Raw genomic sequence first — 14,348 nt, forward strand, 5'->3', positions numbered from 1 at the left:
TCGCACTCCGGGTGTTGGGTTGGGGGCCCCGGGGGCCGGCGGGGGGGCGCCCCCTTGGGCGCCCTCCGCCCGGCGCCGGGGGGGCGGGGCGGGGGGGGGGGGGGGGGGGGGGGGGGGGGCCCCCCCCCCCCCCCCCCCACGGCTCTCCCCCTCAGCCCGCCACCGGCACGGCGGCCGGGGCACCGAACCACGTGGACAGGGCTTCCGCCAGCCCGTCCGTACCCGCCTCCGACGTCGCCCAGGCGACGTAGCCGTCCGGGCGGACGAGCAGTCCCGCGATGTCCGGATGCACGCCGGTCACCCGGACCCGGTCGTCAAATCCCCTTGCGGTGGCAAGGATTTCGTCGTCGTCGGACAGCAGCAACGCCTTGCCGTCGCGAACCTCGGGCACCGGCCCCGGCAGGAACCGGCCCACCAGCGGATGCGCGTCCGGCGCGTAGTCGATGTCCACGCCGTTCACCATCGCGATGAACTTGTCCCGCACCACCGGGATCGCCAGCGTCTCGCTCATCACCTCGCGCAGTGCCTCGATCTGGGGCCCCGGACGCATCAACGCCACCTGCGCGCGGGTGTTCCGCAGAACCCGCGCCCCCACCGGATGCCGCTCCGCGTGGTAAGTGTCCAAAAGGGACTCGGGCGCGATCCCGCGGACGACGAGGCCGAGCTTCCAGCCGAGGTTCATCGCGTCCTGCATCCCGAGGTTCAGCCCCTGCCCGCCGATCGGCGAGTGGACATGCGCGGCGTCCCCGGCCAGCAGCACGCGCCCCTTGCGGTACGTCGCCGCCTGCCGGGTGTTGTCGCTGTAGCGGATCCCGGCTTCCACGCGCTTCACGGCGATGTCCCGTCCGGTGACCCGGCGGAGGCTGCCGATCAGTTCTTCGGCGGTGAACGGCGCGTCGCGGTCCGCCGGTCCCCCGTCGAATTCGATCGTGGCGATCTCGCCCCGGACCATCGACAGGTTGACGAGGCCGCCGGGCGCACGCACGGACGAGGTGAGCGAATCGGGGTCGGCCAGTTCCGCCACCACGGTCCGGCCGGTCATCGTCGCGTCGGTCCCGGGGAACTCGATCCCGGTCTTCCGGCGTACCACGCTGCGACCGCCGTCGCAGCCGACCAGGTACGCCGCGCGCTCGGTCCGGCCGTCGTCGGCGACGACGGTCACCGACTCGCCATCGTCGACGACGTCGGCGACGGTCCAGCCATGTTCGATCCGCACCCCCAGCTCGCGGGCCCGATCGGCGAGGATCTGTTCCAGCGCGTGCTGTTTCATCAGATAGTTCGGCGTGGCCCCGCCACCTTCGCCCGCCTCCTTGAGCAGCGGCAGCCCGCCGAAGTGCCCCCTCGCCCTGCCCTCGCGGACCAGCCGCAGCAACACCTCGGGCGCGTCGCGGCCACCCGGCAGCTCGCCCATGGCGGCGAACACCGCCTCCTGCGCCTCGGCCAGCGGCCCGAGCAGGTCGCGCATCGCCAGCGACTGCGTGGTGCGCCCGTTGACGCCACGCAGCCCGAGACTGCGGGCGCGGCGCGCGGCGCCGTCCGGTGCGGACTCCAGCACCAGCGGGTCGGCCCCGGCCAGCTTCAGCTCGCTCGCCAGCAGCAGCCCCACCGGACCGCCCCCGGCCACGATCACATCCGTCATGATCCACTCCCGGTATTTACGCTGTAAATTTACAACGTAAATACTCCGGACTAGACTCGGCGCTGTCAAGGAACACATCGACCGAGGAGACCGCCCGTGGCCCGACGAGAGCCGCTCAACAGGGAGAAAGTCCTGGACGCGGCATTGGCGCTCGCCGACAGCGAAGGCCTGGACGGGCTGACCATGCGCAAGCTCGCCAAGACGCTCGGCGTCGAGGCCATGGCGCTGTACAACCACGTCTCGAACAAGGCCGACATCCTCGACGGCATCACGGAGCGGGTGATGGCCGGCATCCCGAGGGCCGACCCCGCCCTGCCGTGGGCCGAACGTGTGCGGTCGCTGGCGCTGGGCATGTACCGGACCTACCGGCGCCATCCCGTCGTACCGCTGGCGATGGCGTCCGACCAGGCGAACCCGACCTCCCGTATCGCCTTGCTCCCCATCGAAGAACTGCTCGGCGCGCTCGCCGAGGCCGGTTTCGGCGGCGACGAGCTCCGCCGGATGACGGCCGCGGTCAACGGCCTGGTGTTCGGCTCACTGCTCCTGGTCACCTCGGGGTTCGGCAACGAACTGCCGGGGCCGGAGCAGCTGGCGCCGTTCTCCGCCGTCGACGCGGGCGAGTTCCCGCACTTCAGCAGGTTCCTGGGCACCTTGCCGCGGCTCGACCCGGACAAGGACTTCGAGCGGGCGCTGGACGTGCTGATCGCCGGCCTGAAAGCCACCGCGGCGGCGAAGTCCCCCGGCGGCACGGCCTGAGGCGGTTCCCATACGCTGGCGCCATGGACAGCGTGCGCCTGATCGACGAATGGCCGGTCGAAACCGCCGCGACGGCGGTGGTGGGCGCGGACGGCGCCGTGCTCGGGACCCACGGGGACACCCGGCACCCGTTCCGGCTCGCGTCGGTCACCAAGCCGCTGACCGCCTACACCGCGCTGATCGCCGTCGAAGAGGGCGTGTTCGAGCTGGACACCCCGGCCGGGCCCGAAGGCTCGACCGTGCGGCATCTGCTCGCGCACACCTCCGGGCTCGCCTTCGACGCGCACAAGGCGATGGCCGCGCCCGGCACCAGGAGGCTCTACTCCAACGCCGGGTTCGAGCAGCTCGCCGACGCGCTGACCGAGCACTCGGGCATCCCGTTCGCGCAGTACCAGGCCGAGGCGCTGCTCGGCCCGCTCGGCATGTCCACCACCCGGCTCGACGGCTCCCCCGCATCCGGCGCCGTGTCCACTGTGGACGACCTGGTCGCCTTTGCGGCCGAGCTCCAGGCGCCGAAGCTGATCGACGCGGGCACGGTGCGCGAGGCGACGAACGTCGTGTTCCCCGGGCTTTCCGGTGTGCTGCCCGGTTTCGGGCACCAGAAGCCGAACGACTGGGGCCTCGGCTTCGAGATCCGCGACCACAAGAGTCCACACTGGACGGGCTCGTCGAGTTCGCCCGCGACGTTCGGCCACTTCGGACAGTCCGGGACGTTCCTGTGGGTCGACCCGGAAGCCCGCGCGGCGTGTGTCGCGCTCACCGACCGCGCGTTCGGCCTGTGGGCGGCCGAGGTGTGGCCGCCTTACACCGACGCGGTGCTGGCGGAGCTGCGCGGCTGATGCGGCCCCGGCGCGGCGCGCTCGCCGCCGTCCTGCTGCTGACACTGACGGCCTGCGCCCCGGCGTCGCCCGAACCCCAGTCCCAGCCCCGGCCTGGGCAGGCCGCCGATCGGGCCGAGGCGGTGACCCCGCCGCTGGGCACCAACGGCGCGGCTGTCCCCGAACTGCGCTGGACACCGTGTCACGGCGCGTTCCAGTGCGCGAGCGCCCCGGTGCCGCTGAGCTACCGCGAACCGCGGGGAAAGACGATCACGCTGTCGGTGATCAAGCTCCCGGCGAAGGATCCCGCGCACCGGGCCGGAACGCTGTTCGTGAACTTCGGCGGACCGGGCACGGACGGCGTCGGCGAGCTGACCCGATTCGGGCCGCACTATCCCGACGAAGTGCGTGCCCATTACGACCTGGTGAGCTTCGACCCGCGCGGCATCGGCGGTTCGGCGCCGGTCAGCTGTCCCGGCGCGGACGAGCCGAAGGCCGAAGGTTCGCCGCTGCGCCCGGACCAGCACGACGCCTTCTACGCCGCGAGCGCAGCCGTCGGCAAGGCGTGCGCGGCCGGGTCGGGCGAGCTGCTCGACCACCTTTCGACGGCGAACGTGGCGCGCGACCTGGACCTGCTGCGCCAGGCCGCCGGGGACAGGGAGCTGAACTACTACGGCTACTCCTACGGCACGTATCTCGGTGGCACGTATGCGAACCTGTTCCCTGGCTCGGTGCGTTCGATGGTGCTCGACGGCACGCTCGACCTGGTCGCCAACGCGACCGGGAAGCCGGGGCAGGAGCACGCCCCGGTCGACGTCCGCGCGGATGTCGCCTCGGCCCAGCAGGAAGAACTCGAGCACTTCTTCGCCGTGTGCGCCGCCGCCGGGCCGAAATGCGCGTTCTCGCAAGGAGATCAACGGCGGAAGTTCGCCGGCATCTTCGCGAAGCTGAGCCAGGGACCGGTCGGCGGCGTGACGCTGGCTTCGCTGCTGCAGACGATCGACAGCGCGTTGTACCTCTCGCCGCGCTGGAAGTCGTTGGGACAGACGCTGAACTCCCTCGCCGCATCCTCGGCCGGCGCGGCGGACACGCGGCCGGTGCTGGACCCGTATGTCCCGGTGCACAACGGCGGGTTCCTTGCGGTGCAGTGCGTCGACAGCGACAACCCGCAGAGCCCGGCCGACTACGACAAGCTGGCCGCGAGCGAGCAAGCGCGGCAACCGTATTTCGGGCTCGCCGCGGTGTTCTCGCTGACGCAGTGCATCGGCTGGCCCGGCCACGACGCGGACCGCTACACCGGGCCGTGGAACCGGCAGCGGAAGAACCCGATCCTGGTGCTCAACAACCGGTTCGACCCCGCGACTCCGTTGAGCAACGCGCGGGCGACCGCGGCCGAACTCGGCGACGGCCACGTGCTGGTGGTGGACGGCGCCGGGCACACGTCGCTGGACGTGCCCAGCAAATGCGCGTGGGACGCCGTGGCGCGGTACCTCGGTGAGCTGAAGGTGCCCGCCGAGGGCGCGATCTGCGCCCCCGACGCCCAGCCGTTCTAGCAGCTCGCGAGCCCGGCTCACTCCATGACGCGGATGGGGTTGCCCGCCTGGTAGGCCGCGATGTCCTCGACCGCGTCGCCGTAGAAGACCTCGTAGACCTCGTGCGCGACGTAGCCGAGGTGCGGGGTCAGGATCGCGTTGTCGAGTGTCCTCAGTGGATGGTCGGACGGCAGCGGTTCGATGTCGTAGACGTCGAGCGCGGCCGCGGCGATTTCCTTGCGCCGCAGGGCATCCACCAGCGCGGCCTCGTCCACGATGGGACCACGGGAGGTGTTCACCAGCAACGCGGAGGGCTTCATCGCCGCGAGTTCGGCCGCGCCGACGAGCCCCCGGCTGCGCCGGCTGAGCACCAGGTGGATCGACAGGACGTCGGAACGGGCGAACAGCTCCTCCTTCGAGACCGCCGTGACGCCGTGTTCCGCCGCCTTCTCCGGAGTCAGATTCTGGCTCCAGGCAATGGTTTCCATCCCGAACGCCTGGCCGATCCGCGCCGCGCCGGAGCCGAGCCTGCCCAGCCCGAGCAGGCCGAGCGTCCGGCCGTGCAGGGTGATCCCGACCGTGCGCTGCCAGCCGCCTTCGCGCATCGAGCGGAATTCGGCGGGCAGGTTGCGGGCCGCGGCGAGGATGAGCGCCCAGGTGTGCTCGGCCGTCGACAGCCCGGAGTAGCCGGTGGCCGAGACGACGACGCCGTTGCGCCGGGCGGCGGGCACGTCGATGGCGGCGTTGCGCACGCCGGTGCTCACCAGCAGTTTCAGGCCGGGCAACCGGTCGAGGACTTCGGCGGGGAACCGGGTGCGCTCGCGCATCGCGACGACCACCTCGAACCCGGCGAGCCGCTCGACGACCTCGTCGGCGCCCGCGAACGGTTCGGTGAACACGTGGATGTCGGCGTTCAGGGAGTCCCAGTCGCCGTAGTTCAGCGCCACGTTCTGGTAATCGTCGAGGATCGCGATCTTCATGCCGGTCACCATACGTGGTGAGGTGCTGAAGGGGACTTTCCTCGCATGTCACGCGAGGAAAGTCCCCTTCAGCTCACGCCGGGAGCACTACCGCGCGGCGCGGGCGCGTTCGATGATCTCGTCGATCACCGGGGTCTTCGCGTCGGCGTAGTTCTGGATGTACTGCCAGTTCCGCGCGGCCAGTTCCCGCTTCGTGCGTTCGTAGAGCGCCCGTTCCCCGGGATGGGCGCGCAGACGTTCGCGGAACAGCCGGTAGCGCTCGGTCTGACCGTTGCCCGGCGAGTAGATATGCAGGTTGACATTGGTGTCCGGGCCCTTGAAGCAGCGGTGTTTCTCCCAGTCCGGCTCACGGATGTTCAACCGGTAGCCCGCGGCCTCCAGCGCGGGAACGTACGCGTCCTCGTCGTCGGAGTCCGGGACTTCGAGCAGGATGTCGATGATCGGCTTGGCGCACAGGCCGGGCACCGAGGTCGAGCCGACGTGTTCGAGCACGAGGATCCGATCGCCGAGCGCGGCGCGGATGCGCTCGGCCTCGCGCTCGTAGAGCTTCGGCCATTCCGGGTCGTATTCGGCCAGGGTGACCTGCGAATTCAAGACGGGTGGCGCCCCCACCCAAGCGGACGCGATGTCGTCTTCGGTGTAGTCGGAGCTGTCCGGTTTGGGCATTTCCCCTCAGTGTCCTTCCCCAAGAACAGGTACAAGGCAGTCGGCCAGAATATCAGGCGGCCGATCTTGCGGGAGGAAACTTCAGGAGAGCAGCAGCGGAAGGATATTCCCGGTCGCCACGCGCAGGGCGTCCCGCATGGCTTCCCGGGGCGCGGGCAGGCCGGTGAACTGCTCGGCCTGGCCGAAAGCCTGGTGCAGCAGCATGTCCAGCCCGGTCGCGAGCCGTCCGCCGCGGGCGGTGACGGCTTCGGCGAGCGGCGTCGGCCAGGGGTGGTAGATGACGTCGAGGACGCGGCCGATGCCCGCGAGCTGCTCGACGTGGGGCAGCACGGCGTCCGGCGGGACGGTGTTCACCAGCACCGCCGCCGCGGTCAGCTCCGCGAAGTCCACTTCGGACCATCGCAGGACTTCGACGTCCAGTGCGGCCCGCTTCGCCGCGTCGAGGGTCTCCCCGGCCCGCGCGGGTTCCCGGACGACGAGCCGGACCTGGCGGACGCCGAGATCCGCCAGCCCGACGACCGCCGCCGCCGCGGTGCCGCCCGCGCCGAGCACGACGGCGACGTCCCCGGTTGACGGCGTGTACCCGCCCGCGGCCCGCAGCGCGCCGGTCACGCCTTCGACATCGGTGCAGTCAGCGCGCCAGCCGCCTTCGGCGCGGCGCACCAGGGTGTTGGCCGCGCCGACAGCCGCCGCGCGCGGGGTCACCTCGTCCGCGTGGTCGAGCGCCGCGCGTTTGCCCGGCATGGTGACCGACAGCCCGGCCCACTCCGGGCCGAGGCCGTCGACGAAGCCGGGCAGTTCCTCCGCGCCGGTCTCGATCCGCTCGTAGGTCCAGCCGTCGAGCCCGAGCGCGCGGAACGCGGCGCCGTGCAGCACCGGCGACAGCGAGTGCTCGATCGGCCTGCCCAGCACCGCCGCCTTGCGCGGCCCGGGATCAGTAGACACCGCGGGCCTGCGCGTCGTGCTTGTTCTTGTCGTGCTCCTGGTTGGTCACCGCGAAACAGGACTGGCCGTTCTTCTCGCACTTGACGAAGAAAAGCCAGTCGCCGGGCGGCGGGGTCAACGCCGCCTGGATGGCGTCCTTGCTGGACACCGCGATCGGCGTCGGCGGCAGCCCGGTGTTGAGATAGGAGTTGTACGGGCCCGGCCTGGCCCGGTCCGCGTCGCTGGTCAACAGGGTCGGCTTGTCGAGCGGGTAGTTGATCGTCGAGTCCATCTCCAGCTTCATGTTCTTCCCGAGCCGGTTGTAGATGACACGGGAGATCTTGCCGAAGTCGGAGGTGACCGCCTCGCGCTCGATGATCGACGCGATGATCAGCGTCTCGTACGGGGTCCTGCCGGGCCCGGCATGCTGGGCTGTCAGCCCCGCGTCGGCGATCGACGCCGCCGAGTCCTTGACCAGCTTCGTGAGGATGTCGAGTGCGGACGAGCCGGGCTTGACGTCGTACACGCCGGGGGCGATGAGCCCCTCCAGCCGCTTGTCCTTGTTCTCGGCCTTCGACGCGGGTTCCACCGCCCAGTCCGGCACGCCCAGCGCCTTCAGGTCGGCGTTCGCGACCGTCTTGCGCAGTTCGTCGGTGCTGATGCAGGTGCTCTTGCCGTTGAGGTTCGCGCAGGAAGCCTTGGACAGCAAGGAAAACACCCCGGGGGTGACCTTGCCGTCGGGCTGCGTGATGTCGTCGAACTGGGTGTAGGGCTTGAGTTCCAGCTCGCCGACGCGCGCCTGCGGGGACACGATCATGTCGACCGCGCTCGTCCCGGACATGTGCTGTTTCAGCACGTAGTAGCCGTGCTGGATCTTGGCCAGCGCCGGATTGTCCTTGCCGGCCTTGACGAACGCCCGCCCGCTCGCGACGACGCCCGCGTCGGCGAGCCGGGCGCCGATCGCCGAGGTCGAATCGCCGTCCTCGACCTGGACGAGGACGTCACCGGTGCCGGAGCCCTCGAAGTCCTCGTAGCCGAACAGGGCCTGGTAGCCGTACCAGGCACCGCCGCCGAGCGCCACGAGCACGGCGATGGCGGCGATCCAGCCGAAAGCCCGCTTGCGACGACGCTTCTTCGGCTTCGGCTCCTCGTCCTCGTACTCACCGTCTTCGTATTCGGCGTATTCGCCGTCGTACTCCGGGTCGTACTCCTCGTCGTACCCGTACTCGTCGAAGAACTCGTCTTCGGCGGGCGCTTCCTCGGGCTCCGGCTCCCGCCGCGACCCGCGTTTCGGCGGTTCGGGCTCGTCCGGCACGAACGGGATGATGTCGGTGGGCCGCTCGTCCCGCACCGGCCGGGGGCGACGGGGCCGCTCGGGCGGCATCCGGGGCGGTGGTTCGGCGGGCAGGTCGGCGTCCCGGTCGGGCGGACCGGCAGGCCGGTCAGGCGGGCCCACCGGCCGATCGGGCGGACCCGCGGCCCGCTCGGGCGGGGGCATCCGGCGCGGCGGACGTCCGGGCTCTTCGGCCGCGCGCCGCGGCCGGGCCCGGGGTGGCGGTGGCTCGTCCGGCTCGTCGCGATACCGGGAGCGGACGGCGCGGCGGCCGTAACCGTCGTCGGCGGGTGCCGGGTACTCGTCCGCCGGGGGCGCGAAATCCTCCGGTTCGGCCCGGCGGCGACGTCCGGCGGGCCGGGGCTCCACCGGGGCGCCCGGCGGCGGAACGGCCCGGCGACGCGGCGGAGGCTCGTCGAACCCGGGCTGCTCCTCCGGGGGCAGGGCACGCCGGTGATGCCGGGGCGGCATTTCACCCGGCTGAGTGGACCTCGCGGGCCGTGGTGCGGATCGCCCTGGCGCGGGCCGGGGTTCGGGGTTCCGGGCGGGGGGTGTCTCGGGCGCGGGTTCGCGCAGCCGTCGACGTCCTCCCCTGCGTTCGGAACCACCGGGCGGCTCGGTCATGAATCGCCCTCCCGAGCGTGCTGTGCGGCGGCGGCGTCGAGCCACGCCTGCAGGATTTCCACGGCGGCGGCCTGGTCGACCACCGCACGCTGCTTACGCCCCTTCACCCCACGCGCCGCCAGGATACGCGTCGCCGTGACCGTCGTCAGTCGCTCGTCGGCGAGCCGCACGGGAACGGGCGCGATCCGCCCGGCGAGCGCGTCGGCGTAGCCGAGTGCGATGGCGGCGGCCGAACCGTGCCGGTTGGCCAGCGTCCTGGGCAGGCCCACGATCACCTCGACGACCTCGTGCTCGGTGACGAGGGCGGCGAGCTGGTCCAGATCACTGTCGTCGTTCGCATCGCGGGACAGGGTAACGAGCGGGCTCGCGAGGATGGGGGCGGGATCGCTCAGCGCGACTCCCACTCGGACAGACCCGACATCGACCCCAAGGCGCCTGCCCCGGCCCGGATCGTCCACACCGGGACGATCCGGGCCGCGCTGCTTACCCAAGGGCGGCGATCGCCGCGCGCAGGGCCGTGACGGCTTCCCCGGCCCCCGCCGGGTTGGTGCCGCCGCCCTGCGCCATGTCCGGCTTGCCGCCGCCACGGCCGCCGATGGCCGGGGCGAACGAGGGCACGAGCTTGCCCGCGGCGAGCCCCTTGTCCCGCGCCGCCGAAGTCGTCGCGACCACGAAGCTGATCTTCTCGCCCGACGGCGCGAACAGCGCGACGACGCCGGGCCGCGCGCCGAGCCTGCCGCGGACCTCCGACGCGAGCGCGCGCAGGCCGTTGGCGTCGACACCCTCGGGCACGGTCTCGGCGACGACGGCGAAGCCGTTCACGTCCTGTGCCTTGTCCGCGAGCGCGCCCGCCGAGCCGAGCACCTGCTGCGTGCGCAGCTGCTCGATCTCCTTCTCGGCGTTCTTCAGCCTGCTCAGCACGTCCTCGATGCGCGAGGGCAGCTGGTCCGAGGGCACCTTGAAGGTGTTCGCCAGCTGCGAAACCAGCAGCTGCTCCTTGCGGACGTAGCGGAGCGCGTCCGCGCCGACCAGCGCCTCGACCCGGTGCACCCCGGAGCCGATCGACGAGTCGGCGACCAGCTTGACCAGCCCGAGCTGGCCGATGCGGCCGACGTGCGTGCCACCGCACAGCTCCCGCGAGTACTCGCCCATGTCGACCACGCGGACGTCGTTGCCGTACTTCTCGCCGAACAGCGCGACCGCGCCGAGTTCGAGGGCCTTGTCCTTGGTGGTGACGTAGCTCCGCACCTCGACGTCGGTCTGGAGGTAGTCGTTGACCTCCTCCTCGACCTCGGTCAGCACATCCGCCGAGACCGACCCAGGCGTGGTGAAGTCGAAGCGCATCCGGCCCGGCGAGTTCAGCGAGCCCGCCTGCGCCGCGCGCCTGCCGTACGCGCCGCGGACGGCCGCGTGCACGAGGTGCGTCGCGGAGTGGGAGCGCTCGATGGACAGCCTGCGGTGCGAGTCGACGGACCCGGTCAGCCCGGTGCCGACGCCGACCTCGCCCTCGGTGACCTCGACGCGGTGCACGAACAGACCGGGCACGATCTTCTGCACGTCGAGGACCTTGAGCTCGACGCCATCGCCGACCAGCACGCCGGTGTCGGCGACCTGGCCACCGCTCTCGGCGTAGAACGGGGTCCGGTCGAGCACCAGCTCGGCCTTCCTGCCCGCGCCGACGCTGGTCACCGGCTGCCCGTCCGCCAGCAGCGCGACGACCTTCGCGTCGGCCTGCAGGTCGGTGTAGCCGAGGAACTCGGTCTCGCCGTGCTGTTCGAGGACCTTGCGGTACTCCGACAGGTCGCCGTGGCCGCTCTTGCGCGAGGCCGCGTCGGCCTTCGCCCGCTGCCGCTGCTCGTTCATGAGCGTGCGGAAGCCCTCTTCGTCGACGGACAGGCCCTGCTCGGCCGCCATCTCCAGGGTCAGGTCGATCGGGAAGCCGTAGGTGTCGTGCAGCTGGAAAGCCTTGTCCCCGGCCAGGATCTCGCCGCCGGAGCGCTTGGTCTCCTCGGCGGCGAGGTCGAAGATCCGCGAGCCACTGGTCAGCGTCGAGAGGAACGCCTCCTCCTCGACGCGCACGACCTCTTCGATGCGGCCGAAGTCGGCGACCAGCTCGGGGTAGGTCGGGCCCATGGTGTCGCGGACGACCGCGGCGAAGGCGGGCAGCACCGGCTCGTGCACGCCGAGCAGGCGCGCGGAGCGGATGATGCGGCGCAGCAGGCGGCGCAGGACGTAGCCGCGGCCGTCGTTGCCGGGCGTGACGCCGTCGCCGATGAGCAGCACGCCGGTGCGGGCGTGGTCGGCGATGACACGGAAGCGGACGTCGTCGGTGTGGTCGGAACCGTAGCGGCGGCCGGAGAACTCCTCGGCGCGGCCGATGACCGGGCGCACGAGATCGGTCTCGTAGACGTTCTCGACGCCCTGCAGGATCGTCGCGACGCGCTCGACGCCCATGCCGGTGTCGATGTTCTTCTTCGGCAGCTCGCCGATCGGCTTGTGCCCGTGCTTCGGGCTCTTCTCGCCGCGGACGTCCTGCATGAAGACGAGGTTCCAGATCTCGATGTAGCGGTCCTCGTCCGCGACCGGGCCGCCCTCGCGGCCGTAGCCAGGCCCGCGGTCGTAGTAGATCTCCGAGCACGGACCGCCGGGGCCGGGAACGCCCATGTCCCAGTAGTTGTCCTTGCCGTCGCGGGCCTGGATGCGCTCACCGGGCAGGCCGGTGATCTTCTTCCACAGCCCCGCCGCCTCGGCGTCGTCCTCGTAGACGGTGGCCCACAGGCGGTCCGGGTCGAGGCCGTAGCCGCCCTCGGACTGCGGCCTGGTGATCAGCTCCCAGGCGTTCTCGATCGCGCCTTCCTTGAAGTAGTCGCCGAACGAGAAGTTCCCGGCCATCTGGAAGAAGGTGTTGTGCCGGGTGGTCTTGCCGACCTCGTCGATGTCCGGGGTGCGGACGCACTTCTGGACGCTGGTCGCGCGCGGGTACGGCGGCGGGGCCTCGCCGAGGAAGTACGGCTTGAACTGCACCATGCCCGCGTTGACGAACAGCAGGTTCGGGTCGTCGAGGATCAGCGGGGCGCTGGGAACGCGGGTGTGGCCCTTGTTCTCGAAATGGCGCAGGAAACGATCGGTGATTTCGTGTGTGTCCACGGGTCAGTCCTTGTGCTGAGGCTCGGGGTACACGCTCGGGTACCCGGCCGGGTATGGGGGAACGGCGGCGGCGAAGGGCCTCGGGTCGCGGACGCGGCCGCGTCAGCCCTCCGCCCGGCGAGCTCGCCGGACGGGGCGCTGTGCGGCGGCGTGCCTGCCGCCCGCCACCGGCGCGGAGTAGCCGGTCCGTTCCTCGACCATGTCGTGCAGCTCCTGTTCCCGTTCGTTCATCCCGGCGCGTACCTCGGCGCCGAACGAACCGACGGCGCCGGCCAGCTCACGCACGGCGTCGCCCAGGTTCGATGCTAACCCCGCCGGGGTGGCCTGGCGAGCCGTTTCGGTGGCCTTGCGGGAGAGCGCGACGCCGGCGACGACGCCGAGCCCGAGCCAGAAAAGGCGCCTCATTTGCGTCCCCTCCGCCGGGCGGGGCGCAGGGCCTTTTCTTCCTTCTTCTTCCGGCGCGCCTTGACGGCCTTGGTGATGCCGTAGGACAGGGCCGCGGTCTTCACCAGCGGGCTGCCGAGCGTCGCGGTGAACACCGAGGACAGCGCCGAGACGTTGCCACTGACGGCCTGCGCGTTCGCGGTGATGCCGTCGACCCGCTCGAGCTGGGTGTTGACGTGCGTGATCGTCTCGTTCGCCCCGAGCAGCAGCGGGTCGGTGTTCTCGTGAGCCTTGCGGATCGCGATGGTGGCTTCGTCCAGCGTGCGGCCGAGCTTGTACAGCGGGCGCACGAGCAGCACTACCAGCACTACGAAAGCCCCTGCGGCGATGAGCGCGGCGAGCTGCCCCAGCGTCACGGGCCCTCCTCGGGGGTTGCACGGTCTGTGGTGCCCGTGAGGTTACCGCCTGGACGACACCCCGTTGCCCGCGCCCCGCCACACGGTCACGCAGCGCAGCCAGGCCGCCCCAGCACGCGAGATCTCCCGCCGATCACGCCACATCTCCCCCGGAGCACACGAGACCTCCCGCGCCGCTCCACACCATGCCGGGAGGCCCGGGTGCGCCGGGGGACATCTCGCGTGTGTGTGCGGAGGACTCGCGTGATCAGATGGAGATCTCGCGTGATCAGTCGCGGACTACGGCGCGGTAGAGGGCGGCCATGTCCTCGCTGCCGTGCCCGGCGGCGAGGGTGATCTCCAGATGCGCCAGTGTCGCCCGCGCCCCGCCGAGGTCGACGGCGTCGCCGCCCGCTTCGAGCACCAGCCGCGCGTCCTTCGCGGCGAGGCTCGCCGGGAACGACGCCGGGTACTCCCCCGCCAGCATCGCGCCGCCCTTCACGTGCGCGTAGCCGACGTCGAGGCCGCCGCCCTTGATCGTCTCCAGGAACAAGGTCGGGTCGACGCCCAGCGCGCGGGCGAGGCCGAGGCTTTCCGCGGTCGCGTTGGTCAGCGCGAGCACCCACGCGTTCGCGACGAGTTTCAGCTTGGTGCCGGAGCCGACCGGCCCGACCCAGATCGTGCGCGAGCCGATCGTGTCGAACACCGGCGCGGCACGTTCGGCGAGCGACTCCGGCCCGGAGGCCAGCACGACGAGCTGGCCCTTCTCGGCGGGCTGTTTGGTGCCGAGCACCGGGGCGTCGACGAACTCCGCTCCGCTCTTCTCCGCCGTCTCGGCGAGGCGGGTGGTCCAGTCGACGCCGACCGTGCTCGTCTGCAGCCACAGCGTGCCGGGCGCGACCGCGGCCGCTTCGAACGCTTCGGCCACCGCGGGCCCGTCGGCGAGCATGGTGACGAGGGTGCCGGCGCCCTCAGCCGCCTTCGCCGGATCGTCGACCACCCGCGCGCCGAGCTCCGCCAGCGGCTCGGCCTTGGCGCGGGTGCGGTTCCACACGCGGACGTCGTGTCCGGCGCGGACGAGGTTGGCGGCCATCGCGTGGCCCATGATCCCGGTGCCGAGGAAGCCGATCGTCGTCATGTACTCCATGGT

The 14,348-nt window shown here is 71.5% G+C and carries 12 protein-coding genes and 1 pseudogene; 3 read left to right on the plus strand and 10 right to left on the minus strand.

Annotated features, from left to right (window positions below):
* Positions 1-151 precede the first annotated feature (151 nt).
* Complete coding sequence (locus tag ACFW0G_RS28595; protein WP_378328504.1) at positions 152-1,639, minus strand: FAD-dependent monooxygenase; 1,488 nt, start codon at positions 1,637-1,639, stop codon at positions 152-154.
* Positions 1,640-1,735: 96 nt separating this feature from the next.
* Here ACFW0G_RS28595 and ACFW0G_RS28600 point away from each other — a divergent pair, with 96 nt between their 5' ends.
* The 3 genes from ACFW0G_RS28600 to ACFW0G_RS28610 are packed head-to-tail and all read left to right on the plus strand — an operon-like array spanning position 1,736 to position 4,766.
* Positions 1,736-2,395 carry a TetR/AcrR family transcriptional regulator gene (locus ACFW0G_RS28600; RefSeq protein WP_378328505.1) on the plus strand — a complete coding sequence of 220 codons (660 nt, stop codon included), beginning with the start codon at positions 1,736-1,738 and terminating at the stop codon, positions 2,393-2,395.
* A 23-nt stretch (positions 2,396-2,418) separates the two neighbouring features.
* A complete protein-coding gene (locus ACFW0G_RS28605; protein WP_378328506.1) occupies positions 2,419-3,234 on the plus strand; it encodes a serine hydrolase domain-containing protein in 816 nt (271 codons plus the stop codon).
* Entirely contained in the window at positions 3,234-4,766 is a 1,533-nt protein-coding gene (locus ACFW0G_RS28610) for an alpha/beta hydrolase (protein ID WP_378328507.1), read from the plus strand. Before ACFW0G_RS28605 ends, ACFW0G_RS28610 begins: the two co-directional genes overlap by 1 nt.
* Before the next feature lie 17 nt (positions 4,767-4,783).
* Here ACFW0G_RS28610 and ACFW0G_RS28615 read toward each other — a convergent pair whose 3' ends face one another.
* From ACFW0G_RS28615 to ACFW0G_RS28655, 9 genes and pseudogenes are all read right to left on the minus strand, one after another.
* On the minus strand, positions 4,784-5,725 hold the full coding sequence (locus ACFW0G_RS28615; protein WP_378328508.1) for a D-2-hydroxyacid dehydrogenase family protein: 942 nt from the start codon (positions 5,723-5,725) through the stop codon (positions 4,784-4,786).
* 90 nt (positions 5,726-5,815) lie between these two features.
* A pseudogene (locus ACFW0G_RS28620) lies at positions 5,816-6,391 on the minus strand (GrpB family protein); the annotation flags it as partial.
* Between the two features lie 81 nt (positions 6,392-6,472).
* Positions 6,473-7,336 (minus strand): shikimate dehydrogenase, encoded by an 864-nt coding sequence (locus ACFW0G_RS28625; protein WP_378328509.1) that lies wholly within the window; start codon positions 7,334-7,336, stop codon positions 6,473-6,475.
* Positions 7,326-9,272: an endolytic transglycosylase MltG gene (gene mltG, locus ACFW0G_RS28630; protein ID WP_378328510.1), complete on the minus strand. Its 1,947-nt coding sequence runs from the start codon at positions 9,270-9,272 to the stop codon at positions 7,326-7,328. The genes ACFW0G_RS28625 and mltG overlap by 11 nt, the downstream gene beginning before the upstream one ends.
* Complete coding sequence (gene ruvX / locus ACFW0G_RS28635) at positions 9,269-9,763, minus strand: Holliday junction resolvase RuvX (protein ID WP_378328511.1); 495 nt, start codon at positions 9,761-9,763, stop codon at positions 9,269-9,271. The genes mltG and ruvX overlap by 4 nt, the downstream gene beginning before the upstream one ends.
* Positions 9,756-12,419, minus strand: a complete 2,664-nt coding sequence (gene alaS, locus ACFW0G_RS28640; RefSeq protein ID WP_378328512.1) for an alanine--tRNA ligase — start codon at positions 12,417-12,419, stop codon at positions 9,756-9,758. The genes ruvX and alaS overlap by 8 nt, the downstream gene beginning before the upstream one ends.
* A 102-nt stretch (positions 12,420-12,521) precedes the next feature.
* Entirely contained in the window at positions 12,522-12,824 is a 303-nt protein-coding gene (locus ACFW0G_RS28645; RefSeq protein ID WP_378328513.1) for a hypothetical protein, read from the minus strand.
* Entirely contained in the window at positions 12,821-13,219 is a 399-nt protein-coding gene (locus ACFW0G_RS28650) for a DUF948 domain-containing protein (RefSeq protein ID WP_378328514.1), read from the minus strand. Before ACFW0G_RS28650 ends, ACFW0G_RS28645 begins: the two co-directional genes overlap by 4 nt.
* Positions 13,220-13,487: 268 nt before the next feature.
* Complete coding sequence (locus ACFW0G_RS28655; protein ID WP_378328515.1) at positions 13,488-14,336, minus strand: NAD(P)-dependent oxidoreductase; 849 nt, start codon at positions 14,334-14,336, stop codon at positions 13,488-13,490.
* Between the last annotated feature and the right edge of the window lie 12 nt (positions 14,337-14,348).

Origin of the sequence: Amycolatopsis sp. NPDC058986 (genome assembly GCF_042741125.1) — a bacterium.
Taxonomy (GTDB): domain Bacteria; phylum Actinomycetota; class Actinomycetes; order Mycobacteriales; family Pseudonocardiaceae; genus Amycolatopsis.

Coding starts and splice junctions, on each gene's coding strand:
- ACFW0G_RS28595 (WP_378328504.1), bottom strand. CDS start 1,639: ATGACGGATGTGATCGTGGCCGGGGGCGGTCCGGTGGGGCTGCTGCTG.
- ACFW0G_RS28605 (WP_378328506.1), top strand. CDS start 2,419: ATGGACAGCGTGCGCCTGATCGACGAATGGCCGGTCGAAACCGCCGCG.
- ACFW0G_RS28610 (WP_378328507.1), top strand. CDS start 3,234: ATGCGGCCCCGGCGCGGCGCGCTCGCCGCCGTCCTGCTGCTGACACTG.
- ACFW0G_RS28615 (WP_378328508.1), bottom strand. CDS start 5,725: ATGAAGATCGCGATCCTCGACGATTACCAGAACGTGGCGCTGAACTAC.
- mltG (WP_378328510.1), bottom strand. CDS start 9,272: ATGACCGAGCCGCCCGGTGGTTCCGAACGCAGGGGAGGACGTCGACGG.
- ACFW0G_RS28645 (WP_378328513.1), bottom strand. CDS start 12,824: ATGAGGCGCCTTTTCTGGCTCGGGCTCGGCGTCGTCGCCGGCGTCGCG.
- ACFW0G_RS28655 (WP_378328515.1), bottom strand. CDS start 14,336: ATGACGACGATCGGCTTCCTCGGCACCGGGATCATGGGCCACGCGATG.